Genomic DNA, 24,107 nt, shown 5'->3' with positions numbered 1-24,107 from the left:
GGCTCCTTAAGGTAATAAGCCTTTAACGTCGATCGGTTTGGCTTCGTTTTCCGCGTCGCCTTTGTCTTTACCGTCGATCGCCATACCTGCCATGCGGTAGAAGTTGTACTCCGGATATTTACCCGGGCCGGAAATCAGCAGGTCTTCCTTCTCATACACCAGATCCTGACGCTTGAACTCACCGAGTTCGAAGTCCGGCGTCAGCTGAATCGCGGTGGTCGGACAGGCTTCTTCACATAAACCACAGAAGATGCAGCGCGAGAAGTTGATGCGGAAAAATTCCGGATACCAGCGGCCATCCTGCATCTCCGCTTTCTGCAGCGAAATACAGCCGACCGGGCAGGCAACGGCGCACAGGTTACAGGCTACGCAGCGCTCTTCGCCGTCCGGATCGCGCGTCAGCACGATACGGCCACGGTAGCGCGGCGGCAGATAAACCGGCTCTTCCGGATACATCTGGGTTTCGCGCTTGGCGAAGGCATGCATGCCAATCATCCAGATACTGCGCACTGTCGTGCCGAAGCCAACGACAATATCTTTTAAAGTCATCTCAAAACCCCTTACTGCGCGTTGTACAGAATCACTGCGGCAGTGGCCAGCAGGTTCAATAACGTCAACGGCAGACATACTTTCCAGCCGAACGACAGCACCTGGTCATAGCGTGGACGCGGCAGCGCAGCACGAATCAGGATAAACATCACCATAAAGAACGCCGTTTTCAGGGCGAACCAGATGAACGGCGGCAGGAACGGACCGTGCCAGCCACCGAAGAACAGGGTGACGATCAGCGCCGAAACGGTAGTAATGGCCACGTACTCACCGACAAAGAACAGGCCGAACTTCATCCCGGCATATTCGATGTGGTAACCGTCGGCCAGCTCCTGTTCCGCTTCCGGCTGGTCAAACGGATGACGGTGGCACACCGCGACGCCAGCAATACAGAAGGTCACGAAGCCAAAGAACTGCGGGATGATATTCCACAGGTGCGTCTGGCTCTCAACGATGGCGTTCAGGTTAAAGGAACCCGCCTGCGCCACCACGCCCATCAGCGACAGGCCAAGGAACACTTCGTAGCTCAGGGTCTGCGCGGAGGCACGCATTGCACCGAGCAGCGAGTATTTGTTGTTACTCGACCAGCCCGCGAACAGTACGGCGTAAACCGCCAGACCCGCCATCATCAGGAAGAACAGCAGACCGATGTTCAGGTCGGTGACCATCCAGCTCGGCGAAACCGGCACAATCGCAAACGCCAGCAGCAGCGAAACGAAGGCGATAACCGGTGCCAGGGTAAAGATGAAGCGATCGGTAAACGGCGGAACCCAGTCCTCTTTAAAGAACATTTTGATCATGTCCGCCGCCAGCTGCAGCGAGCCGCCCCAGCCTACGCGGTTTGGTCCATAACGGTTCTGCCACAGGCCGAGCAGACGACGCTCGGCAAAGCTCATGAAGGCACCACAGGCCACCACCACCAGCAGGATGACAATGGCTTTCACCACCTGCAGGATGATGTCAATAACGTCCGGTGTCAGCCAGCTCATTGCGCTGCCTCCTGCAGTTTGTCAATTTGCGCACCCGCGAGGAACGGCGGTACACCCGGCATGCCGAGCGGCAGACCCACCTGCCCCGCCTGCAGTGCCGCAGAGAAGCGCACCGGCAGACGCAGCGTTTCACCGGCGCAAACCAGCTCCACGGATGCACCATTGTTAACCCCCAGCTTCTCAGCATCTGCCGGGTTGATCACCAGCGTGGCCGGTGCCATACGTTTCTGGAAGGTTGGCGAACGCTGAGTCATCTCTTCACTACCAAACAGCTGATAGTAAGGAGCCACGCGATACTGGCTGCCGCCCACGAAGCGTGCCGGAACCTGGCTGAACCAGTCCAGTGCACTTTCGCTGGCTTCAAACAGACGCACGCCCGGATCGCCATGACGCAGTTTACCGCCCACTTCCGCCTGGAACTTGTTCCACGCCTGCGGTGAGTTCCAGCCTGGTGCCCAGGCAAAAGGAATCTGCGAACGCGGTGCCGACGGCTGGTTGTTACCTTCCATGGAGAAGGCAAACATGGTGTCTTTATCCTGCGGCTGACGCGGTTCGTGCACGCTGATGTTGGCGCGCGCGGCGGTACGGCCACTGGCACGATGCGGTGAACGCGCCAGTTTCTGGCCACGAATACGGAAGCTGGCGTCCGGCGCCGCGTCCTTAATCCCTTTCAGCTGCGGCAGCGCCACAATCGCGGCATCAATCACGTGATCGAGCTGCGTCCAGTCAATCTGGCGGCTCTCGACGGCGCTGTGCAGCGAATGCAGCCAGCGCCAGCTCTCCAGCATCACCACGCTATCGTCGTAGTAGGCCGGATCGTAAACCTGGAAGAAGCGCTGGGCGCGACCTTCATGGTTGATGGAGGTGCCATCGCTCTCAGCAAAGCTGGCGGTGGAGAGTACCAGACCGGCTTTCTCCAGCGTGGCCGTGCGTTGATGATCAACCACAATCACGTGCGCGGTGTTGTGCAGTGCCGCATCGACGGTGGCTTTCGGCGCGTGACGGTAGAGATCGTTCTCCAGCACCACCAGCGCTTCCGCTTCGCCTTTATCCAGCTGCTCCAGCGCGCTGTCCAGCGACTGACCGCCCATCAGGCCAAGACCGAAGCTGTTGGCGGCACCGGCGAGGAAGGTAATACCGACGTCAGCACCGCGCGCTTTCAGCGCTTTAGCCACGTTGGCTGCCGCTTCAATCATTGCCGTGCTGCCCGAGTGGGTGCCGGAAATGATCAGCGGTTTTTTCGCGCCGGCCAGCGCCTGTACCACCACGTCCAGCTTGCCGTTCAGGCTGCTGTCAAAATCGCTAACCGCCGGTGCGCTGTCATCCAGCGCGTGCGCGATGGCGAAGCCCAGGCGGGCCTGATCTTCCACCGGTGCGCGATAGCTCCACGCGGCGATATCATCGAGACGGGTTTCATCAACGTTAGTGACAAACAGCGGATGTTTGGCGTGCTGACCAATGTTGAGGATGGCGGCGATCTGCCAGTCCGCGACTTTCTGAGCGGCGGCCATTTCGCGTGCTTTGCCTTTAACGGCCTGACGCACCGACAGCGCCACGCGGGCACCGACCTGAGTCAAATCTTCACCCAGCACCAGCACGGCGTCATAGCTTTCAATTTCACGCAGCGATGGCGTGTAAATGCCGCCCTGCTGCAGCACTTTCAGCATCAACTCAACCCGCGCCTGCTCAGCTGCCGGCATACCGGTTGAGAAGTTTTCCGCGCCCACCAGTTCACGCAGCGCGAAGTTGCTTTCAATACTGGCGCGAGGTGAACCGATACCGATCACCTTCTTCGCCTGACGCAGGATATCCGCGGCGGCATTAACCGCCTGTTCTGCGTTCAGCGTGATACGGTCGCTGCCGCGCAGCTGTTCCGGATGACGCGGACGATCTTTACGGTTCACGTAGCCATAGCCGAAACGGCCACGGTCGCACAGGAAGTAGTGGTTCACCGATCCGTTGTAGCGGTTTTCGATACGACGCAGCTCGCCATAGCGCTCGCCCGGGCTGGTGTTACAACCCACGCTGCACTGCTGGCAGATGCTGGGCGCAAACTGCATATCCCACTTACGGTTATAGCGTTCAGAGTGGGTTTTATCGGTGAACACGCCGGTCGGGCAGATTTCTACCAGGTTACCGGAGAATTCGCTCTCCAGCGTGCCATCTTCCGGACGGCCAAAGTAGACGTTGTCATGCGCGCCGTACACGCCAAGATCTTTGCCATCGGCGTAATCTTTGTAGTAGCGCACGCAGCGGTAACAGGCGATACAGCGGTTCATCTCATGCGAGATAAACGGCCCGAGATCCTGATTCTGATGGGTACGCTTGGTAAAACGGTAGCGACGGAAGCTGTGTCCCGTCATTACCGTCATATCCTGCAGGTGACAGTTACCGCCCTCTTCGCACACCGGACAGTCGTGCGGGTGGTTGGTCATCAGCCACTCCACCACGCTTTCACGAAACTCTTTCGCTTCGCCATCGTCGATGGAGATAAAGGTGCCGTCAGACGCAGGCGTCATGCAGGACATGACGAGGCGACCACGGGTATCTTCGGCATTCTGGAATTGCTTCACCGCGCACTGGCGGCAGGCTCCCACGCTTCCCAGCGCCGGATGCCAGCAAAAATAAGGAATATCAAGGCCCAGAGACAGACACGCCTGCAGCAGGTTGTCCGCTCCGTTCACATCATATTCTTTACCGTCTACATGGATTGTAGCCATAGTGAACATGCTTCCGTAAGGCTCGTCCGCAGACGAGCGTTAAACATCTAATTCCTGCCCCGCAGCCTCAGGCCCGGGCGATTCCGTGTACGACGGCGGCTTACCAGCGCGCTTTCAGCAGGTTAGGCTGAATCCCGCCAATGGCGCGGGTATTGCCAAACACCTGCGGCGCAATGCCAGCTTCAAACTCGTCACGGAAATATTTAATCGCGCTCTGCAGTGGCTCAACGGCACCCGGTGCGTGGGCGCAGAACGTCTTGCCCGGACCGAGCTGGCGGCACAGCTGCAGCAGGGTTTCGATATCCCCCGGCTGGCCTTTTTTCTGCTCCAGCGCACGCAGGATCTTCACGCTCCACGGCAGACCATCACGGCACGGCGTACACCAGCCGCAGGACTCGCGCGCAAAGAACTCTTCGAGGTTGCGTACCAGCGACACCATATTGATTTCGTGGTCGACCGCCATCGCCAGCGCGGTACCCAGACGGCTGCCGGCTTTGCCGATGCTGGCAAATTCCATCGGCAGGTCGAGGTGCTGCTCGGTCAGGAAGTCGGTACCGGCTCCGCCCGGCTGCCAGGCTTTGAACTTGAGGCCATCGCGCATACCGCCGGCATAATCCTCAAGGATTTCACGCGCAGTGGTACCAAACGGCAGCTCCCACACGCCCGGATTTTTCACCCGGCCGGAGAAGCCCATCATCTTGGTGCCAGTGTCTTCGCTGCTGGAGATGTTTTTGTACCACTCCACGCCATTCAGGAAGATTGCCGGCACGTTCGACAGCGTCTCAACGTTGTTGACGCAGGTCGGTTTGCCCCAGACGCCGGCACTGGCCGGGAACGGCGGCTTGGAACGCGGGTTAGCGCGGCGCCCTTCCAGCGAATTGATCAGCGCGGTCTCTTCGCCGCAGATATAGCGGCCGGCACCGGTGTGAACAAACAGTTCGAAATCGAAGCCGGTACCAAGAATGTTTTTACCGAGATAGCCCGCGGCAGTGGCTTCGGCGATGGCTCGACGCAGGTTTTCCGCGGCTTCGATGTATTCACCGCGCAGGAAGATATAGCCACGGTAGGCTTTCAGCGCAAACGCACTGATCAGCATGCCTTCCACCAGCTGGTGCGGCAACTGCTCCATCAGCAGGCGGTCTTTATAAGTGCCTGGTTCCATCTCATCGGCGTTACACAGCAGGTAACGGATGTTCATGGATTCATCTTTGGGCATCAGGCTCCACTTCAGACCGGTGCTGAAGCCCGCACCGCCGCGCCCTTTCAGGCCGGAATCCTTCACCGCGGCGACGATCTCGTCCTGGCTCATGCCCTTCAGCGCTTTATCGGCGCCAACGTAGCCGTTTCTACTGCGGTATTCATCGAACCATACTGGCTGTTTGTCGTCACGCAGACGCCAGGTCAGCGGATGGGTCTCCGCAGTACGAATGATCTGTTTAATGGTCATTGATACTGCTCCAGCAGGTTGGCGATGCCTTCCGGCGTCAGGTGAACGTGGGTATCTTCATCCACCATCATGGTCGGGCCTTTGTCACAGTTGCCGAGGCAGCAGGTTGGCAGCAGCGTAAAGCGGCCATCCGGCGTGGTTTGTCCCGGCTTAATGTTCAGGTTTTGCTCCAGCGCCGCCTGAATGCCCTGGTAACCGGTGATGTGGCACACCACGCTGTCGCAGTAGCGAATCACGTGGCGGCCAACCGGCGTACGGTAGATCTGGCTGTAAAACGTCGCCACACCTTCAACGTCGCTGGCCGGAATGCCCAGTACCTCAGCAATCGCGTTGATGGCACCGTCCGGCACCCAGCCGCGCTGCTTCTGCACGATCTTCAGCGCTTCAATCGACGCCGCGCGCGCATCTTCATAGTGATGTTTTTCATGCTCAATAGCGTGGTGCTCGGCCTCGCTCAGCACAAAGACCTCAGTCGGGTCGATGGTTTGAATGGCAATTTTTTGATCGTGCATAATTAGCGGTCCACGTCTGACATAACAAAATCGATACTACCGAGGTACACGATCAGGTCGGATACCAGGCTGCCGCGGATCACCGAAGGGATCTGCTGCAGATGCGGGAAGCTTGGCGTACGCACGCGGGTGCGGTAGCTCATGGTGCTGCCATCGCTGGTCAGGTAGTAGCTGTTGATCCCTTTCGTCGCTTCAATCATCTGGAACGATTCGTTGGCCGGCATTACCGGGCCCCACGAAACCTGCAGGAAGTGCGTGATCAGGGTTTCAATGTGCTGTAGCGTGCGCTCTTTCGGTGGCGGCGTGGTCAGCGGATGATCGGCCTTGAACGGACCTTCCGGCATGTTCTTCAGGCACTGCTCAAGAATACGCAGCGACTGCCACATCTCTTCCATCTTCAGCTGCACGCGGGTGTAAGCGTCGCTGATGCCGGCGCCGACCGGCACCTCAAAGTCGAAGTTTTCATAGCCGGAGTAGGGACGCCATTTACGCACGTCGAAATCCAGACCAGTAGCGCGCAGACCGGCACCGGTGGTGCCCCACGCCAGCGCTTCGTCCATGTTATAAGCGGCCACGCCCTGCGAACGGCCCATCAGCACGGTGTTGCGCAGCGCAGCTTTGTCATACTCTTTCAGACGCTTCGGCATCCAGTCGAGGAACTCGCGCAGCAGACGTTCCCAGCCTTTCGGCAGATCGTGCGCCACACCGCCGATGCGGAACCACGCCGGGTGCATACGGAAACCGGTGATCGCTTCCACCACGTCATAGATTTTCTGACGGTCGGTAAAGGCAAAGAACACCGGCGTCATGGCACCGACGTCCTGAATAAAGGTGGAGATGTACAGCAGGTGGCTGTTGATGCGGAACAGCTCTGACAGCATCACGCGAATCACATTCACGCGATCCGGTACGGTGATGCCCGCCAGCTTTTCCACCGCCAGCACGTAAGGCATTTCGTTTACGCAACCGCCGAGGTACTCGATACGGTCGGTATACGGAATATAGCTGTGCCACGACTGACGCTCGCCCATCTTCTCCGCGCCGCGGTGGTGGTAACCCACGTCCGGCACGCAGTCGACGATCTCTTCGCCATCCAGCTGCAGAATGATGCGGAACGCACCGTGCGCTGAAGGGTGGTTCGGACCGAGGTTGAGGAACATGAAGTCCTCATTGGTGGTGCCACGCTTCATGCCCCAGTCTTCCGGCTTGAAGGTCAGTGACTCCATCTCCAGATCTTCTTTCTGCTTAGTCAGCGTGAAAGGATCGAACTCGGTGGCGCGCGCCGGGTAGTCTTTACGCAGCGGGTGCCCTTCCCAGGTCTGCGGCATCATGATGCGCGTCAGGTGCGGGTGGCCGTTGAAGGTGATACCAAACATCTCCCAGGTTTCGCGCTCATACCAGTTGGCGTTAGCGAAAATTTTGGTGATGGTGGGCACATGCAGATCGTTTTCAGACAGCGCCACCTTGAGCATGATGTCGCGGTTGCGTTCAATCGACAGCAGGTGATAGAAAACGGAAAAATCCGCGGCGGGCAGACCGGCGCGGTGGGTACGTAAACGCTCATCGAAACCGTGCAGGTCATAGAGCATGACGTACGGCTTCGGCAGCTTACGCAGGAATTCAATGATTTCCAGTAGCTGTTCACGCTTCACCCAGACGACCGGAATGCCGGTGCGGGTGGCCTGAACGGTAAAGGCATCCGGCCCAAAACGGTTACGCAGCTCGCCGATCACCGGATCATCCAGGTGATCCCGGGTTTGCCATGCAGGCTGAGCGAGATCTTGCGTGGTTAAATCTGTCATACGTTACTCACCATTCCGGCCTGTAATCAGGCACTCAAAAGAAGGCGTCAGGATGGCGGCACACACTACGTTGTCATTATCTGCTGCGGCCGTGGCTCCATCCGTGTACGGGGTGCTTAAACTTCGTCTGGGGTTCTCAGGTTGGTGACGGCAATACGCTCACCACGCTTTCTTTCACGCTCAGACTGCATATTGGCGCGATACACGCCCTGATCGCCAACCACCCACGAGAGCGGACGACGTTCTTTGCCGATGGACTCACGCAGCAGCAGCAGCGCCTGCATGTAAGCTTCCGGACGTGGCGGACAACCCGGGATATACACATCAACCGGCAGGAATTTATCCACACCCTGCACCACCGAATAGATGTCATACATGCCGCCGGAATTGGCGCAGGCCCCCATCGAAATCACCCATTTTGGTTCCAGCATCTGGTCATACAAACGCTGAATCACCGGCGCCATTTTGGTAAACGGCGTACCGGCGATCACCATAAAGTCAGCCTGACGTGGCGAGGCGCGCATTACTTCCGCACCGAAACGCGCCACATCATGTACTGCGGTGAATGACGTGGTCATTTCCACGTAGCAACAGGAAAGGCCGAAGTTATACGGCCAGAGAGAGTTTTTACGACCCCAGTTCACCATGTCATGCAGGGCGTGCTCGAGCTTGCCCATATAGACGCTGCGATGAACGTGCTGCTCCAGAGGATCGGTAACAATCTCCTGTTTCTGCAGGGGATAACGGTCGTTATCGCCCCCGTTCGGGTCTACGCGTGTCAGCGTGTAGTCCATCTTATTGCCTCGCTTTTACTGCTTATGAGGGTTGGTGTGACTGTGGCTGACCGGGCTCGATTTGACGACTACGCGACGACGCGCAGGCGCCCAATCCAGCGCACCGATGCGCACCAGATAAACCAGGCCTGCCAGGAGCACCAAAATGAAAATTGCGGCTTCGACAAAGCCGACCCAGCCGCTTTCGCGAATGGAGGTCGACCATGCGTATAGATAGAGGGCTTCGACGTCGAAAATGACGAAAAACATCGCAACCAGATAGAATTTTGCCGAGAGGCGGATATGGGTATCACCGACGGATTCGATACCGGATTCAAACGGCGTGTCTTTATGGCGCGCGCGTGCACGTCCACCTAACAACCAGCCACCGGTTAACATAAAGGCACACAGGCCAAACGCGATAACAATGAAAACAATAAACGCCCAGTGATGAGCGATGACTTCTGTGGTTGTTGACATACTCTTTGCTTACTCATCAAAAGTGGCGATGGCATCCTGCACTGTCGCAGCAAACACACCACATCGATTCAAGGGAAGGATAAAAAACCTTATAAACTTTGCTGTCTTTATCAATTAAGCAGCAATTTTATGGGGTTTTTTACTCCTTTCTATAACCTTTTGTCAACTTTGACAAAAGTATCCAAACATTAATTTACACCCGCATCATATTATTAACATATGCACCCCTGAGCGCCAGCTAAATCGCTTCAGTTTGTACGGTTAATTTCAGTGTAGCGGGTATTCACATGCATGGATCGTGCGTTTAACAATCATAGTTTGACAGGTCTTGCGCGGATTTCCCCCCCCTTATCGGGGGTATTTTTTTGATCCAGAACACATATTGACGTTTTTTGCTGGAAAAACCGGCAGGCGGTCTGGCGACAGGCGGAGATAAAGTTGGCACGAAATGATAAATAAATTCCGCGCAGGATGAAAATGAAACACATTTCACTTTTCAGGAAGTTAGTGAAATTATCAGGTGCAAATCGTGCTAAAAAAGCGGAAATAACCGCCATAAAAAAAGCCTTAGCTGATTTTCATCAGGCTAAGGCTCTTTTCTCTAACTTTTAACAATTATCTGGCATGCCGGTTGTGACGGATTACCAGTAACGGTCAACCTTACTCTTCATCATCCAGCAGCAGCGTACCGTCCGGATTCGCGCTCAGATTGTAAGGATCGTTAGTGGACTGCATCGCGTTGAAGATGGCCAGTGCCAGCTCATTATCGCTGTCCGGATTACGGCACAGCAGATATTGCGTATCCGGCAGCACCGGCAGGCCTTCTGCCGCCCCCATCACGCGCAGTTCCGGGCTCATCATTTCAACCGGACGCGCGGTAACACCCAGCCCCGCTTTTACCGCCGCGCGTACCGCTGCCAGCGTGGAAGCCACGTAGGAGATACGCCACGGGATACCCGCTTCGTTGAGATGATCGATTGCCATGTCACGGTACGGGCTTGGCTCATCCAGCAGCACCAGCGGAATGGCTTCACCGCGCTGGAAAATGTAATCTGCCGCGCAGTACCACAGCGTTGGCGAGGTGCGCAGCACCTGGTAGGTGAAGTTACCCGGACTGGAGGTAGTCACCACCAGATCCACTTCGCCCTGGTTCAGCATTTCCATCATAAACGGATTACGCTTCACGCGGACGTCGATTGCCAGTTTCGGATACACTGACGTTACGCGGTTAAGCAGAAACGGCAGAATGGTATCAGAGGTATCGTCAGACGCGCCAATCGTCAGCACGCCCTGGATATTGCTGTACATTAAAGAAGTGCAGGCTTCATCGTTGAAACGCAGGATCTTCCTGGCGTAGCCAAGCAGCTGAATGCCATGCTCAGTCAGCAATTTGTTACGTCCATGTCTGGCAAACAGCTCTTTACCTACCAATTGTTCCAGACGTTGCATCTGCTGGCTTACGGCTGATTGCGTTCTGCATACTGCTGCAGCGGCGGCTGCAAAGGTATTCAGGTCAGCAACGGCGACAAAAGTACGCAGCAGATCGAGGTCGAGATTCAGTATCGGACGATTTGCATTAGTCATGTTATTTCTTCACTTATAAGATTTTTTGAAACTACTACCCTGGTGTATTACCATACTTATCAAAGAGATAAGTGGTAATGGTGCTTAATGATCGCCCTGTGTGAAGGCGCTCATGAAAAAATCGAGTCAGGCGGATGCCGACGAACACATCACCGCAAAACGGGCAAGGGCGTCGTAAAAGTCAGAACAACTTCCTGGGCCAGGGACGTCAGTAGAACGTTGCTGGAAGCTGTGTAGTTGCCTGGTTTCCCGCCAAACTGTCCTGCGGGGCAAAAAGGAATAACATCTTGTTATGCTGATGCGAAGCGATAAAGTGCATCAAATAATAAATTATACTTAATCATTTTTACGCTATAAATGGAAATGTTTTTGTTCAAAACATCGTAATTTTTGACCAAAAGCCATTTCCGGCACATCCTGCCACAACGCTGCTGATTTTTTAACCCGCCTGGTTCTTAAACTGAATGATAAGCGTTAAAGTGACAGCGTAAATGCTATTTAAGCCGCTGCCACGCGGTTTTATCCCCGGCTGACGGGGCCTGGTTTCAACCGCCTGGCAAAGCAAATAACCGTCGTCATCGCCTCATGCCAGATAGTGCTTAATCATTGCTGCACATTTTTTCGGCATCTAACAAGATTCCTTTAACTATTTCATCAAGTCGCTAACCATTCCTCAGACCGCAGTTAAATGAAAAATTGCTGAATGGCGCGGCGCGCGGCTGGATATCCCGGTTTACAGGCGACCCGATCAGCGCAAGCATTTAATGTTGATTCCTGCCATTTTAATAGATAATTAAACCAGTTTTAATAGTTAAAAATGCGTTTCGCGCCACTGAATCCGGCAAAGCCTGGCTATCGCGCCAAAACCCAGCGCTGCCCTTCTTTTGTTACGGTGAGAGGAGTAAATTGAGCAGGTTTGATTTTAGTGGCAGGTTAAAAGGACTCTGCCCATTAAGGCGGTAACGATGAATTTTCAAATTGATAAATCCGGCAAGCTGGAAAATGTCTGTTACGACATTCGTGGCCCGGTACTGAAAGAAGCTAAACGTCTCGAAGAAGAAGGCAACAAAGTTCTCAAACTCAACATCGGCAACCCTGCCCCGTTTGGTTTTGAAGCCCCTGATGAAATCCTGGTAGACGTGATTCGTAACCTGCCGAGCGCGCAAGGCTATTGCGACTCGAAAGGTCTCTATTCAGCACGTAAAGCCATCATGCAGCACTACCAGGCGCGCGACATGCGCGACGTTACGGTAGAAGATATCTATATTGGCAACGGTGTGTCTGAACTGATCGTGCAGGCGATGCAGGCGCTGCTGAACAGCGGCGATGAGATGCTGGTGCCCGCGCCAGATTATCCGCTGTGGACGGCGGCGGTTTCGCTGTCGAGCGGCAAAGCGGTGCACTATCTGTGCGACGAATCCGCGGGCTGGTTCCCGGATCTGGATGATATCCGCAGCAAAATCACGCCGCGTACCCGCGGGATCGTGATCATCAACCCCAACAACCCGACCGGTGCGGTGTACAGCAAAGAGCTGCTGCTGGAGATTGTGGAGATCGCCCGCCAGCATAACCTGATCATCTTCGCCGACGAGATCTACGACAAGATTCTGTATGACGAAGCCCAGCATCATTCGATTGCCGCGCTGGCACCGGATCTGCTGACCGTGACCTTCAACGGGCTGTCCAAAACCTACCGCGTGGCCGGTTTCCGCCAGGGCTGGATGGTACTGAACGGACCGAAGAAGCACGCCAAAGGCTATATCGAAGGTCTGGAGATGCTGGCCTCGATGCGTCTGTGCGCTAACGTGCCAGCGCAGCATGCCATTCAGACTGCGCTGGGCGGCTATCAAAGCATCAGCGAGTTTATCGCGCCGGGTGGACGGCTGTTCGAGCAGCGCCAGCGCGCCTGGGAACTGATCAACGATATTCCCGGCGTCAGCTGCGTGAAGCCGCAGGGCGCGCTGTATATGTTCCCGCGCATCGATGCGAAGAAATTCAACATCATGGACGACCAGAAAATGGTGCTGGATTTCCTGCTGCAGGAAAAAGTGCTGCTGGTGCAGGGCACCGCCTTTAACTGGCCGTGGCCGGATCACGTGCGCATCGTTACCCTGCCGCGCGTGGACGACCTCGAGATGGCCATCAACAAGTTTGGTCGCTTCCTGCAAGGCTATCGCCAGTAATCTGTGACGCGTATACTGTTTGACTTTCGGGGAGCCGCACAAGCTCCCCGCCGTGCAACAGGAACCGTCCATGACCCGTAGCCACTTTTTCGCCCACCTCTCCCGCCTGAAACTCATCAACCGCTGGCCGCTGATGCGCAATGTGCGCACGGAAAATGTCTCCGAGCACAGTCTGCAGGTCGCCATGGTGGCGCACGCGCTGGCCATCATTAAAAACAAAAAATTTAACGGCAATCTGAATGCCGATCGCATCGCCATGCTGGCGCTGTATCACGATGCCAGCGAAGTGCTGACCGGCGATCTGCCCACGCCGGTGAAGTACTACAACGCGCAGATTGCCCATGAATACAAGAAGATCGAAAAGATTGCGCAGCACAAGCTGATTGAGATGCTGCCACCTGAGTTGCAGGACGCGTATCGTCCGCTGCTGGATGAGCACCTGCATAGCGAGAGCGAGCAGGCGGTGGTGAAACAGGCTGATGCGCTGTGCGCCTACCTTAAGTGCCTTGAAGAACTGTCGGCCGGCAACAACGAGTTTCTGCTGGCCAAAGCCCGTCTGGAGAAGACGCTGGCGCAGCGGCGATCGCCGGAGATGGATTACTTCGTTGAAGTCTTCATCCCCAGCTTCAGCCTGTCGCTGGATGAAATTTCCCAGGATACGCCGCTGTAATCTGCGCCGCTCAGCGTGGGCTGTTTCAGGCGCGGAGCGTCACGCTGAAATAACCGTCCGGCTGTTTACTGATGTGCAGCGGCTGCAGATTTTCCACCTGCAGCGCCACTTCACTCAGGCGTGGCGCATCGGCTGGTGGATTGACCGCCACCACCGCGCTGCCTGCTTCCAGCCCGGCGATAATGCCCGCCGGTGCATCTTCCACCACCACGCATTCTGGCGCAGAAAGCCCGAGCCGCTCAGCACCCAGCAAATAAGGTTCAGGATTGGGCTTACCGAATTTAATGTTCTCGGCGGTAATAAACACTTCCGGCAGCGGTAAACCGGCCGCTTTGTGACGGGCATGCGCCACCGGGATCGATCCCGAGGTCACAATCGCCCAGGGAATGTCGAGTGCGTTCAGGGTGGCCAGCAACGCGTGTGCACCGGCAATCGCCTGCACGCCTGCCGTGTCTTCTGCTTCCAGCTGCTCCAGCCAGCGAAATTCAGCCTGGATCGCTGCTTCAGACTGGCCCGCCATAAAGTGGCGCAGCGAATTGATCGCCGGTTTGCCGTGAATGTAGTCCAGCACCTGCTGCGCGGCCAGGCCGTGGCGCGCGCCCCAGCGTGACCAGGCGCGATTCACGGCCGGCAGTGAATCCACCAGCGTCCCGTCTAAATCAAACAGAAAACCCCTGTACTTCACACGTTGCTCCTTATTCAGGCATTGAGGATTTGCGCGATCTCATTCTCGCTGAGGTGATACTGACGCGGACAAGTGTGCCACACCGCCAGCATGCGTTGGTATTTTTCCCACATCGGGGTTTGCGCATTGAAGCCGTGGGTGCCGGAATCAAAGTGGGTATAGCGCCCTTCCACGTTAACCATAAAGCGCACATAGCCGAGGTAACGCGCTTCGGTGGCCGCGTCAAAGCCGAGAAACGCCAGGCGACGCTCTTCAATGTTGCACGGCGCTTTGTGATTGGACCAGGAAACATGCAGCGCATGATGCATTTCCATAATGTCGATCAGCGTACGGCAGGTCGCCTCGCTCAGTTCGCCGAACTCTTTGTCCAGCTCGCGCAATTGCAGTCCATAGCCGCGTTCGATAATGGTCTGATAGCGGCGATAGCGCTCGGCGTTATCCGGCTCAAGCATCGCCATCATCTGGTATTGATTAGAAAGAATCAGTCGCTGTGCATGGGTCATTTCCATGGTTTACTCCCGGGCCGCAGGGCCGCTTAAGATTTAAACAATGCAGAAATGATTACACAACGAAAGCGATGCGTGTATGTCCGCATCACTATTCTTTGATTTGAGCCGGGATTGGGCGCAAATTCTCTGGCAGAGAAAAGCGCCATTTGATCAAAGATCGTCGAGGAAAGTACGGTCGAGCTGCTTAAAAGCACGCTTGAGCACATCCGCCAGCGCCTGGTAAGTCGGCTTGCCGTCAACGGGGGCAATGGCCTGTCCGGCCTCTTCCAGTTTGGCGCGCACTTCGTGGAACCAGTGCAACAGCGTTGGCGGCAGCGGCGTGACGGAACGTTTACCCAGCCACCATAATCCCTGCATCGGCAGGCTACAGGCAAACAGCGCGGTGGCAATCGCCGGACCGAGCTGCCCGCCGAGCGCGATTTGCCACGTCAGCGTAAAAATGGCCAGCGGTGGCATAAAGCGAATCGCAAAGCGGGTAGCCGTCACCACACGGTTCTCAGGAAACACCGGCGCCAGACGTTTGTCGGCGGGCCAGGTTTTCATGTAGTGCTGGCCGCGCTGAAATAAGCCGAACCAGCCTGGATTGCCTGCGTCATTCGCCATGGTAGACCTCAACTATTACTGCAACATTTAAAAAAATTTTATAACTACACAACTTTACGTGACATCCTTCAAAAGATTTTGTCTTTGCGGGTCACAGTGGGTATTCTGACGCCGTTTTTGCAACATTACCGGAAGCCGCAGCGCAATAAAAGAGCGCGCTGGAGCCATGTTTCGCTTCGTGGATTTCAAAAATCTGCGTAAAATTACCGAAATTTTTTGCGTGTCGTTTCTTTTTTGACTAGCGCATGATGTTAATCATTAATCTACCAGCTTTCATAGGCTACGCTGTTAGTCTGATTGCGTTATTTTTAGCCACTATTTAACAAAATAGGTACTTCCATGTCGACGAAGTTAGTACTGGTCCTCAACTGCGGCAGCTCCTCTCTTAAGTTTGCCATTCTCAATCCAGCCAGCGGTGATGAATACCTTTCCGGTCTGGCGGAGTGTTTCCACCTGCCGGAAGCGCGCATCAAGTGGAAACTGGACGGCAGCAAACAGGAAGCCCCGCTCGGCGCGGGCGCAGCGCACAGCGAAGCGCTGAACTTCATCGTTAAAACTATTCTGGCACAAAAACCAGAGCTTTCGGCACAAATCGCTGCAATCGGCCATCGTATCGTTCACGGCGGCGAGCAGCTGACGCAATCGGTGGTGATTGACGAGTCCGTCATTCAGGGCATCAAAGACGCGTCATCCTTCGCGCCACTGCACAATCCGGCGCACCTGATCGGTATCGACGAAGCGATGAAAAACTTCCCGCACCTGTCGGATAAAAATGTCGCCGTTTTCGACACCGCCTTCCATCAGACGATGCCGGAAGAGTCCTATCTCTATGCCCTGCCGTACAACCTGTATAAAGAGCACGGCGTGCGCCGCTACGGCGCGCACGGCACCAGTCACTACTATGTGACGCAGGAAGCCGCCAAAATGCTGAACAAGCCGGTCAGCGAGCTGAACATCATCACCTGCCATCTCGGCAACGGCGGTTCTGTTGCGGCCATCCGTAACGGCCAGTGCGTGGATACCTCAATGGGTCTGACGCCGCTGGAAGGCCTGGTGATGGGCACCCGCAGCGGTGACATCGATCCGGCTATCGTCTTCTTCCTGCACGATACGCTGGGCATGAGCGTCGATGCGATCAACAAACTGCTGACCAAAGAGTCCGGCCTGCTCGGCCTGACCGAAGTCACCAGCGACTGCCGTTATGTGGAAGATAACTACGCCACCAAAGACGATGCCAAACGTGCGATGGATGTGTTCTGTCACCGCCTGGCGAAGTACATCGGCAGCTACACCGCGCTGATGGAAGGCCGTCTGGATGCGGTGGTGTTTACCGGCGGTATCGGTGAAAACGCGGCGATGGTGCGTGAGCTGGCGCTGGACAAACTGGGTCTGCTTGGCTTCGAGGTTGACCACGAGCGCAACCTGGCTGCACGCTTCGGCAAGTCCGGCTTCATCAATAAAGAAGGTACCCGCCCGGCGGTGGTGATTCCAACTAATGAAGAGTGGGTCATCGCCCAGGACGCCGCGCGCCTCACCGCGTAATGTTTCTCTCCGTCAGCTTCGGCTGACGGTGTTGTTTTTGACACCCTGTAACACCGCGAGGTTTCTATAGTGTCACGTACAATTATGCTTATTCCTACCGGCACCAGCGTCGGCCTGACCAGCGTCAGCCTTGGCGTGATTCGTGCCATGGAGCGCAAAGGCGTGCGCCTGAGCGTGTTCAAACCGATCGCCCAGCCGCGCGCTGGCGGCGATGCGCCAGACCAGACCACCACCATCATTCGCAAAAACTCCGCTATTCCGGCCGCGGTTCCGCTGCCAATGTCCCGCGTTGAGTCGCTGCTGGGTTCTAACCAGCAGGATGTGCTGATGGAAGAGATCATTGCCAACTACCACGCCAACGCCAAAGATGCGGAAGTGGTGCTGGTGGAAGGCCTGGTTCCGACGCGCAAACATCAGTTTGCCTCGGCGCTGAACTATGAAATTGCCAAAACGCTGAATGCGGAAATCGTCTTCGTCATGTCGCTGGGTAACGACTCACCGGCACAGCTGAAAGAGCGCATCGAACTGACGCAGAGCAGCTTCGGCGGCAGCAAAAACAAAAACATCACCGGCGTCATCATCAACAAACTCAACGCGCCAGTGGATGAGCAGGGCCGTACCCGTCCGGATCTGTCAGAAATTTTCGACGACTCCTCGAAAGCCAGTATCGCCAACATCGATCCTAAGCAACTGTTCGCCAACAGCCCGCTGCCGGTGCTGGGCTGCGTGCCGTGGAGCTTTGATCTGATCGCGACGCGCGCCATTGATATGTGCCGCCATCTCAACGCGGAGATCATCAACGAAGGTGAAATCCACACGCGTCGCGTCAAATCCGTCACCTTCTGCGCGCGCAGCATCCCGCATATGCTGGAGCACTTCCGTCCGGGCTCGCTACTGGTGACCTCAGCCGACCGTCCTGACGTGCTGGTGGCGGCCTGTCTGGCGGCGATGAACGGCATCGAAATTGGTGCGGTGCTGCTGACCGGCGGCTATCAGATTGAAGCGCCGATTGCCCGTCTGTGCGAACGCGCCTTCCAGACCGGCCTGCCGGTGTTCATGGTAAAAACCAACACCTGGCAAACCTCGCTCAGCCTGCAGAGCTTTAACCTGGAAGTGCCGGCTGACGACACGCAGCGCATCGAAAAAGTGCAGGAGTATGTGGCCGGCTTTATCAATGCTGACTGGGTTGAATCACTGACCGCCACATCCGAACGCAGCCGTCGTCTGTCACCGCCGGCATTCCGCTATCAGCTCACCGAACTGGCGCGTAAAGCCGGCAAGCGCATCGTCCTGCCGGAAGGCGACGAACCGCGTACCGTTAAAGCGGCGGCGATTTGTGCCGAGCGCGGCATCGCCACCTGTGTGCTGCTGGGCAATCCGGATGAGATTCAGCGCGTGGCCGCAGCGCAGGGCGTTGAGCTCGGCAAAGGCATTGAAATTGTCGATCCGCAGGTGGTGCGTGACAACTACGTGCCGCGCCTGGTTGAGCTGCGTAAGAGCAAAGGCATGACCGAAGTGGTGGCGCAGGAGCAGCTGGAAGATAACGTGGTGCTGGGCACCATGATGCTGGAGAGCGGCGAAGTTGACGGTCTGGTCTCGGGCGCGGTTCACACCACCGCCAACACCATTCGTCCGCCGTTGCAGCTGATCAAAACCGCGCCGAACAGCTCGCTGGTCTCCTCGGTGTTCTTCATGCTGCTGCCAGAGCAGGTGCTGGTATACGGCGACTGCGCCATCAACCCGGATCCTAATCCGGAACAGCTGGCCGAGATCGCGATTCAGTCCGCCGACTCCGCCAAAGCCTTCGGCATCGATCCACGCGTGGCGATGATCTCCTACTCTACCGGTAACTCCGGTGCCGGTAGTGACGTAGAGAAAGTGCGTGAAGCAACGCGCATTGCGCAGGAAAAACGCCCGGATCTGGTGATCGACGGCCCGCTGCAGTACGACGCCGCGATCATGGAAGACGTCGCCAAGTCTAAAGCACCGAACTCAGCGGTGGCCGGACGTGCGACGGTATTTATCTTCCCGGATCTCAACACCGGTAACACCACTTACAAAGCGGTGCAGCGTTCTGCCGACCTGATCTCCATCGGGCCGATGCTGCAGGGCATGCGCAAACCGGTTAACGACCTGTCACGCGGTGCGCTGGTCGATGATATCGTCTACACCATTGCGCTGACGGCGATTCAGTCGCAGCAGGCTGAAGGCTAATCCCCTTCCCCGCTCCGCATCAGCACGCCCGCCCGGGCGTGCTTTTTTTTATCCTGCGCCACAACCCTGCCCGTATAAACGCACTGGCAAAATCCCGCCTGCGCGCTAACACTGATTACACTCTCCCGCGACTTACGAGGTCAGCAATGAGCAACAGTGATGTGCACAGCCGTCGGTTACAGGCCACGCCGCGTGGAGTGGGCGTGATGTGTGATTTCTTTGCGGCGAAAGCCGAAAACGCCACGCTGTGGGACCAGCAGGGGCGCGAATATATTGATTTCGCCGCTGGCATTGCGGTGCTCAATACCGGCCACCGGCATCCCAAAGTGCTGGCGGCGGTACAGCAGCAGCTGACGTGCTTCACCCATACCGCGTTTCAAATCGTGCCGTATGAGAACTACATTCACCTTGCGGAGCGTCTGAATGCGCTGGTGCCGATTGAAGGCGCCGTGAAAACCACCTTCTTCTCTACCGGCGCGGAGGCGGTAGAGAACGCGGTGAAAATCGCGCGCGCAGCCACCGGTCGCCCGGGGATTATCGCCTTCAGCGGCGCGTTCCACGGCCGCACCAACATGACCATGGCGCTGACCGGCAAAGTGCTGCCTTACAAAACCGGCTTCGGCCCGTTTGCCAGCCCGGTGTTTCACGCGCGCTACCCCAATGCGCTGCATAACGTCAGCGTGCATGATGCGCTCGACAGTCTGGAGACGATTTTCCGCAGCGATATCGCGCCACAGCAGGTGGCGGCCATCATCTTTGAACCGGTTCAGGGCGAAGGCGGATTTTATGTCGCACCGCCAGAGTTTGTGACGGCGCTGCGCCAGCTGTGCGATCGCCACGGCATCCTGCTGATCGCCGATGAAGTACAGAGCGGTTTTGCGCGCACCGGCAGGCTGTTTGCCAGCGAATATTATGAGGTGCAGCCGGATCTGATCACACTGGCGAAAAGTCTGGCAGGCGGGTTTCCGCTGTCGGCGGTGAGCGGCCGGGCCGCGGTGATGGATGCACCGGAGCCGGGCGGTCTGGGCGGCACCTATGCCGGCCATCCGCTGGCAATTGCCGCCGCGCATGCGGTGCTGGATATTATCAGTGAGGAAAACTTGTGCGAGCGTGCGCAATGGCTCGGTACGCAGCTGGCGGAAGCGTTGAACGGCGCCGGCTGCCGTGCGCTGGCCGAGGTACGCGGTTATGGCTCGATGATGGCGGCGGAATTCCATGACGCCAGCGGCCGGCCCTCAGCGGAGATCGCCAAAGCGATTCAGCAGCAGGCGCTGGCCGAAGGATTGATCCTGCTGACCTGCGGCGTGCACAGCAACGTGATCCGCTTTCTTTATCCGCTAACCATTCCGGACGCCCAGTTCAGTACGGCGCTGAACATTCTCACCCGTATTCTCAGCCAGCATTAAACACAAAAGGCACCCTTAGGGTGCCTTAATGCGGAAGCGCAGGAATCAGGCTTCGCTGCTTTGCTTACTGCGCACCGCGTCACTGTTGCGGCTCAGCCACAGCGACAGGGCTTTGAGTGAATCATCGGTGAATTCATCACAGCGGGCGGTGATCTCTTCCGGCGTCATCCAGAACACTTCATCCACTTCCTCTTCCTGCATGGCAAACGGACCGTGCGACACGCAGCTGAACAGTCCACCCCATACGCGGCAGTGCTGATCTTCGAAGTAGAATTTGCCGTGCTCGGCGAACGGGACATCGGCGATGCCGAGCTCCTCTTCCGCTTCACGACGGGCGGATTCCAGCAGGTCTTCACCGCTTTGCACTACGCCGCCCGCAGTGGCATCCAGCATACCCGGCATGAAATCTTTGCTCTCGGTACGGCGTTGCACCAGAATCTTGCCCATGCCGTCGTGCACCACAATATAGGTAGCGCGATGGCGCAGACATTGCGCACGCATCTGCGCACGGCTGGCCTGCGCAATCACTTCGTTTTCTTCGCTAACGATATCCACCCACTCGATACCGTCACCTGCCGTTTGATCCACCATCCGGTAACCCTTTCTCTGTTTTCGGCGTGCCCAGCACGCGCCTGTTTGCGATGCTTTATTAGAATGAGCGCTAAGGTAAAGCGTTCTTTTCGCCGCCGCAAGGTTTTAGCGTGCTTTACCCGACTCGGCCAGCCACAGCTGCACCGAGGCGCGCTGCCACTGGAATTCTGCATAGTGCTGCAGCTTCACCGGCAGCGGATCGCCGTGCAGCGCCAGCCGGTTAATCATCACTGCCAGGTCGGTGTCGGCAATCGACCACTCGCCAAACAGGTTCTGTTGGCCGTCCGGCAGCAGGCGCTGCACCGCGGCAATCAGTTTACTGGCGGCCTGTTCGCCAGCGGGCGTGAGCGGAGCAAAGCGTTCAGCAGCAAACAGCACTTCGGTAGGTCGCTCCGTGCGCAGCGCCAGTAAATCGCTGCGCAGCCATGCCTGCACTTCGCGCGCGTGGGCACGTTTTTCGCGATCGCGCGGATAGAGGCGCTCAAACTCCGGCGCCGGAAAACGTTCTTCGAGATATTCGGCGATGGCCGAGGATTCATTCAGGCTGACATCATCAATTTGCAGCGTGGGCACACGGCAAGTCAGCGACAGGCCGCGGTATTCATCGTCAAGCTGTGCATTGCGCGACAGGTCAACGCGCCTGACAGTAAAAGGAATGCCCTTCTCGGTAAGCGCAACATAAACTGACATGGCATACGGGCTAAAAAAACAGGAATCGGACCACAACGTAATGGCGGGATAGTTCATCAGCTGCCTCGGCTAAGCGTCAGGTGTGCATAATGTTTACCGATTTTTGCCGGCTAAGGCAATGGCGCGCTGGTCCGATGTTTTGCCGCAGGACCACGGCAAACTGGCGGTTTTTCATCATAAGCGTAAGCGCTGTCACGCCGCAGCGGCACTTCTCTTCTATGCTCAATTCAGAGCAGATAATTAATGACAGGGAGACTAAACATGCACCTGCTTATTACCGGCGGTACCGGCTTGATAGGTCGCCATTTAATTCCGCGCCTGCTGCAGCTGGGCCATCAGGTGAATGTGGTAACGCGTGACGTGGCGGCCGCGCGGGAAAAACTCGATGCGCGCGTGATGCTGTGGTCGGGCATTAACCAGCAGTCCGATCTCAATGCTATTGACGGCGTCATCAATCTGGCGGGAGAACCGATTGCCGACAAGCGCTGGACCGAGCAGCAGAAGCAGCGCCTGTGCGAAAGCCGCTGGCAAATCACTGAACAGATCGTCTCGCTGATCCACGCCAGCAGCAATCCGCCGCGCCTGTTGATTTCCGGCTCGGCTACCGGCTTTTATGGTGATACCGGTGATGTGGTGGTGACCGAGGACGATCCGGGCCACGAGGAGTTTACTCACACCCTGTGCGCCCGCTGGGAGCAGCTGGCGCTGAAGGCGCAAAGCGAGCGCACCCGCGTGTGCCTGCTGCGCACCGGCGTGGTGCTGGCGCGCGAAGGTGGCGCGCTGAGCAAAATGAAGCTGCCGTTCAAACTTGGCGTCGGCGGACCGATTGGCAGCGGCAAACAGTACCTGCCGTGGATCCACGTGGACGATCTGGTCAACGCCATCCTGTGGTTGATCGATAACGATCAGTTGCAGGGCCCGTTCAACATGGTGGCGCCTTACGCGGTGCGCAACGAGCAGTTCGCCGCCACGCTGGGCCAGGTGATGCACCGTCCGGCCTTTATGCGCACTCCGGCCAGCGCCATTAAACTGATGATGGGAGAATCCGCCGTGCTGGTGCTGGGCGGACAGCACGTGCTGCCGAAGCGGCTGGAAGAGTCCGGCTTTGGTTTCCGCTGGTACGATTTGCAGGAAGCGCTGCAGGATGTCGCCTGCTGACGCACCTCCGCTCAGGCTTACCGCGGCGCCACGGCGGGCGTGAGGCAAAGCTGCTGCAGAAAACGCGCCGTCAACGGTCGGGTATCCTGCCTGCGCCAGACGGCATATAGCACAATCTCCAGCGCCAGATCGGGTAGCGGCATCAGCACAACGTTATCCGGAACGATGCGCGCCAGGCTGTGCTGGATAAGGGTGAAACCCAGCCCGGCTTCGACACAGGCAAGCGCGGCCAGCGGACCATTCACTTCAAAACGAATATCCGGCTGGAAGCCGGCGCGCTGGCAGGCTGCCAGCAATCGCGCCCGCGCGGCAGGGTTGAGATTTTCCTGGTCGGCAATCCACGCCCGGCCGTGCAAATCAGCCGCCACGGGTGCGGTCAGCGCACTGGATGCTGGCATCGCCAGCAGCACCGGCTCGGTCGCGATCTTCTTATGCAGAAAATTCGCGTCATCGTGCGGCAGCGTATGCACAATGGCAATATCGATCGCCCCCGCCTCTAACCGGGCAATTTGCTGTGCGGAACGTAACGCATGCAGCCGGACATCAATGCCCGCCCCCGGTGCCAGCCGCGCCAGCGCCGCGGGCAGCAGGCGCGAGTGTATAGCCGCCTCCACATATCCAATATCCAGCCGCCCGACGTCACCCTGCTGCAGATGCTGCGCATACTCTTTTAGCCGTTCGTGATGCTGCAAAAAGGGCGTCACCTCGGTGAGAAAGCGCTTACCCTCGTCCGTCAGGCGCAGACGTTTCTTTTCACGGTGAAACAGCACCATGCCCAGTTCGCTTTCCAGCTGCTGAATTTGCCGGCTAAGCGGTGACGGCGAAATATGTAACCGTTCCGCAGCCTGACCAATATGCTCCAGCGCCGCGACAGTGGCAAAGGCGCGCAAAATTTTTATGTCCATGACAATCCGGGTCTCAACTCTGTCAAAAATGACACTGGTCACCTTAACGGCGTTAGCGTCATTATCGCGCTAACAGCCACTGACGCAGCATTATC

Annotated in this window: 21 protein-coding genes and 1 pseudogene; 7 read left to right on the top strand and 15 right to left on the bottom strand. The window is 57.1% G+C overall.

Annotated elements, in window-relative coordinates:
• Positions 1–6 precede the first annotated feature (6 nt).
• The 8 genes and pseudogenes from nuoI to AC6I79_RS06525 form a co-directional block, all read right to left on the bottom strand.
• Positions 7–549 carry an NADH-quinone oxidoreductase subunit NuoI gene (gene nuoI, locus AC6I79_RS06560; RefSeq protein ID WP_021509220.1) on the bottom strand — a complete coding sequence of 181 codons (543 nt, stop codon included), beginning with the start codon at positions 547–549 and terminating at the stop codon, positions 7–9.
• Between the two features lie 11 nt (positions 550–560).
• Positions 561–1,538, bottom strand: a complete 978-nt coding sequence (gene nuoH / locus AC6I79_RS06555) for an NADH-quinone oxidoreductase subunit NuoH (RefSeq protein ID WP_021509219.1) — start codon at positions 1,536–1,538, stop codon at positions 561–563.
• Positions 1,535–4,258 carry an NADH-quinone oxidoreductase subunit NuoG gene (nuoG, locus tag AC6I79_RS06550; RefSeq protein WP_058775807.1) on the bottom strand — a complete coding sequence of 908 codons (2,724 nt, stop codon included), beginning with the start codon at positions 4,256–4,258 and terminating at the stop codon, positions 1,535–1,537. Before nuoG ends, nuoH begins: the two co-directional genes overlap by 4 nt.
• A 100-nt stretch (positions 4,259–4,358) precedes the next feature.
• Positions 4,359–5,699, bottom strand: coding sequence for an NADH-quinone oxidoreductase subunit NuoF (nuoF, locus tag AC6I79_RS06545; RefSeq protein ID WP_182689024.1), 1,341 nt, complete (start codon positions 5,697–5,699; stop codon positions 4,359–4,361).
• 2 nt (positions 5,700–5,701) lie between these two features.
• Positions 5,702–6,245, bottom strand: a pseudogene (nuoE, locus tag AC6I79_RS06540) (NADH-quinone oxidoreductase subunit NuoE).
• A complete protein-coding gene (nuoC, locus tag AC6I79_RS06535; protein WP_159378549.1) occupies positions 6,220–8,019 on the bottom strand; it encodes an NADH-quinone oxidoreductase subunit C/D in 1,800 nt (599 codons plus the stop codon). The pseudogene nuoE and the gene nuoC overlap by 26 nt, the downstream one beginning before the upstream one ends.
• A gap of 116 nt (positions 8,020–8,135) precedes the next feature.
• On the bottom strand, positions 8,136–8,813 hold the full coding sequence (locus AC6I79_RS06530; RefSeq protein WP_021509214.1) for a NuoB/complex I 20 kDa subunit family protein: 678 nt from the start codon (positions 8,811–8,813) through the stop codon (positions 8,136–8,138).
• A 15-nt stretch (positions 8,814–8,828) separates the two neighbouring features.
• Positions 8,829–9,272 (bottom strand): NADH-quinone oxidoreductase subunit A, encoded by a 444-nt coding sequence (locus AC6I79_RS06525; protein WP_021509213.1) that lies wholly within the window; start codon positions 9,270–9,272, stop codon positions 8,829–8,831.
• A gap of 477 nt (positions 9,273–9,749) precedes the next feature.
• On the opposite strand from AC6I79_RS06525, the gene AC6I79_RS06520 reads away from it, so the two are divergent.
• Positions 9,750–9,884 (top strand): hypothetical protein, encoded by a 135-nt coding sequence (locus AC6I79_RS06520; RefSeq protein ID WP_021509212.1) that lies wholly within the window; start codon positions 9,750–9,752, stop codon positions 9,882–9,884.
• Positions 9,885–9,932: 48 nt separating this feature from the next.
• Here AC6I79_RS06520 and lrhA read toward each other — a convergent pair whose 3' ends face one another.
• Positions 9,933–10,856: a transcriptional regulator LrhA gene (gene lrhA / locus AC6I79_RS06515; RefSeq protein ID WP_021509211.1), complete on the bottom strand. Its 924-nt coding sequence runs from the start codon at positions 10,854–10,856 to the stop codon at positions 9,933–9,935.
• A gap of 965 nt (positions 10,857–11,821) precedes the next feature.
• Here lrhA and AC6I79_RS06510 point away from each other — a divergent pair.
• Entirely contained in the window at positions 11,822–13,039 is a 1,218-nt protein-coding gene (locus AC6I79_RS06510; RefSeq protein WP_021509208.1) for a pyridoxal phosphate-dependent aminotransferase, read from the top strand.
• Between the two features lie 70 nt (positions 13,040–13,109).
• Positions 13,110–13,709 (top strand): 5'-deoxynucleotidase, encoded by a 600-nt coding sequence (gene yfbR / locus AC6I79_RS06505; protein ID WP_021509207.1) that lies wholly within the window; start codon positions 13,110–13,112, stop codon positions 13,707–13,709.
• A 25-nt stretch (positions 13,710–13,734) separates the two neighbouring features.
• On the opposite strand, the gene AC6I79_RS06500 is transcribed toward yfbR, so the two are convergent.
• The 3 genes from AC6I79_RS06500 to yfbV form a co-directional block, all read right to left on the bottom strand.
• Positions 13,735–14,394 carry a sugar phosphatase gene (locus AC6I79_RS06500; protein ID WP_058758436.1) on the bottom strand — a complete coding sequence of 220 codons (660 nt, stop codon included), beginning with the start codon at positions 14,392–14,394 and terminating at the stop codon, positions 13,735–13,737.
• 14 nt (positions 14,395–14,408) lie between these two features.
• Entirely contained in the window at positions 14,409–14,903 is a 495-nt protein-coding gene (locus AC6I79_RS06495) for a YfbU family protein (RefSeq protein ID WP_021509205.1), read from the bottom strand.
• A gap of 150 nt (positions 14,904–15,053) precedes the next feature.
• Entirely contained in the window at positions 15,054–15,506 is a 453-nt protein-coding gene (gene yfbV, locus AC6I79_RS06490; RefSeq protein ID WP_021509204.1) for a terminus macrodomain insulation protein YfbV, read from the bottom strand.
• 339 nt (positions 15,507–15,845) lie between these two features.
• Between yfbV and ackA the strand changes: the two genes are divergently transcribed.
• The 3 genes from ackA to AC6I79_RS06475 all read left to right on the top strand — a co-directional run bounded on the left by ackA (position 15,846) and on the right by AC6I79_RS06475 (position 20,668).
• Entirely contained in the window at positions 15,846–17,048 is a 1,203-nt protein-coding gene (ackA, locus tag AC6I79_RS06485; protein ID WP_021509203.1) for an acetate kinase, read from the top strand.
• A 69-nt stretch (positions 17,049–17,117) separates the two neighbouring features.
• On the top strand, positions 17,118–19,262 hold the full coding sequence (pta, locus tag AC6I79_RS06480) for a phosphate acetyltransferase (RefSeq protein WP_176428128.1): 2,145 nt from the start codon (positions 17,118–17,120) through the stop codon (positions 19,260–19,262).
• Between the two features lie 146 nt (positions 19,263–19,408).
• Positions 19,409–20,668 carry a 4-aminobutyrate--2-oxoglutarate transaminase gene (locus AC6I79_RS06475; RefSeq protein WP_159378550.1) on the top strand — a complete coding sequence of 420 codons (1,260 nt, stop codon included), beginning with the start codon at positions 19,409–19,411 and terminating at the stop codon, positions 20,666–20,668.
• A 45-nt stretch (positions 20,669–20,713) separates the two neighbouring features.
• Here the strand turns inward: AC6I79_RS06475 and yfcD are convergent, their stop codons facing one another.
• Positions 20,714–21,259 carry an NUDIX hydrolase YfcD gene (yfcD, locus tag AC6I79_RS06470; protein WP_021509200.1) on the bottom strand — a complete coding sequence of 182 codons (546 nt, stop codon included), beginning with the start codon at positions 21,257–21,259 and terminating at the stop codon, positions 20,714–20,716.
• A 105-nt stretch (positions 21,260–21,364) separates the two neighbouring features.
• Positions 21,365–22,006 carry a glutathione transferase gene (yfcF, locus tag AC6I79_RS06465; RefSeq protein WP_021509199.1) on the bottom strand — a complete coding sequence of 214 codons (642 nt, stop codon included), beginning with the start codon at positions 22,004–22,006 and terminating at the stop codon, positions 21,365–21,367.
• A gap of 204 nt (positions 22,007–22,210) precedes the next feature.
• Here yfcF and AC6I79_RS06460 point away from each other — a divergent pair, with 204 nt between their 5' ends.
• On the top strand, positions 22,211–23,107 hold the full coding sequence (locus tag AC6I79_RS06460; protein ID WP_159378551.1) for a TIGR01777 family oxidoreductase: 897 nt from the start codon (positions 22,211–22,213) through the stop codon (positions 23,105–23,107).
• A gap of 17 nt (positions 23,108–23,124) precedes the next feature.
• Here AC6I79_RS06460 and AC6I79_RS06455 read toward each other — a convergent pair whose 3' ends face one another.
• Positions 23,125–24,012, bottom strand: a complete 888-nt coding sequence (locus AC6I79_RS06455) for a LysR family transcriptional regulator (protein WP_159378552.1) — start codon at positions 24,010–24,012, stop codon at positions 23,125–23,127.
• Positions 24,013–24,107 lie beyond the last annotated feature (95 nt).

It is taken from the genome of gamma proteobacterium symbiont of Scutellera amethystina (assembly GCF_059730845.1).
Note: the sequence above shows the minus strand (reverse complement) of the source record. Positions and strands in the feature narration are given on the sequence as shown.

Coding starts and splice junctions, on each gene's coding strand:
- nuoI (WP_021509220.1), bottom strand. CDS start 549: ATGACTTTAAAAGATATTGTCGTTGGCTTCGGCACGACAGTGCGCAGT.
- nuoH (WP_021509219.1), bottom strand. CDS start 1,538: ATGAGCTGGCTGACACCGGACGTTATTGACATCATCCTGCAGGTGGTG.
- nuoG (WP_058775807.1), bottom strand. CDS start 4,258: ATGGCTACAATCCATGTAGACGGTAAAGAATATGATGTGAACGGAGCG.
- nuoC (WP_159378549.1), bottom strand. CDS start 8,019: ATGACAGATTTAACCACGCAAGATCTCGCTCAGCCTGCATGGCAAACC.
- AC6I79_RS06530 (WP_021509214.1), bottom strand. CDS start 8,813: ATGGACTACACGCTGACACGCGTAGACCCGAACGGGGGCGATAACGAC.
- AC6I79_RS06525 (WP_021509213.1), bottom strand. CDS start 9,272: ATGTCAACAACCACAGAAGTCATCGCTCATCACTGGGCGTTTATTGTT.
- AC6I79_RS06520 (WP_021509212.1), top strand. CDS start 9,750: ATGAAACACATTTCACTTTTCAGGAAGTTAGTGAAATTATCAGGTGCA.
- lrhA (WP_021509211.1), bottom strand. CDS start 10,856: ATGACTAATGCAAATCGTCCGATACTGAATCTCGACCTCGATCTGCTG.
- AC6I79_RS06510 (WP_021509208.1), top strand. CDS start 11,822: ATGAATTTTCAAATTGATAAATCCGGCAAGCTGGAAAATGTCTGTTAC.
- yfbR (WP_021509207.1), top strand. CDS start 13,110: ATGACCCGTAGCCACTTTTTCGCCCACCTCTCCCGCCTGAAACTCATC.
- AC6I79_RS06495 (WP_021509205.1), bottom strand. CDS start 14,903: ATGGAAATGACCCATGCACAGCGACTGATTCTTTCTAATCAATACCAG.
- yfbV (WP_021509204.1), bottom strand. CDS start 15,506: ATGGCGAATGACGCAGGCAATCCAGGCTGGTTCGGCTTATTTCAGCGC.
- ackA (WP_021509203.1), top strand. CDS start 15,846: ATGTCGACGAAGTTAGTACTGGTCCTCAACTGCGGCAGCTCCTCTCTT.
- AC6I79_RS06475 (WP_159378550.1), top strand. CDS start 19,409: ATGAGCAACAGTGATGTGCACAGCCGTCGGTTACAGGCCACGCCGCGT.
- yfcD (WP_021509200.1), bottom strand. CDS start 21,259: ATGGTGGATCAAACGGCAGGTGACGGTATCGAGTGGGTGGATATCGTT.
- yfcF (WP_021509199.1), bottom strand. CDS start 22,006: ATGAACTATCCCGCCATTACGTTGTGGTCCGATTCCTGTTTTTTTAGC.
- AC6I79_RS06460 (WP_159378551.1), top strand. CDS start 22,211: ATGCACCTGCTTATTACCGGCGGTACCGGCTTGATAGGTCGCCATTTA.
- AC6I79_RS06455 (WP_159378552.1), bottom strand. CDS start 24,012: ATGGACATAAAAATTTTGCGCGCCTTTGCCACTGTCGCGGCGCTGGAG.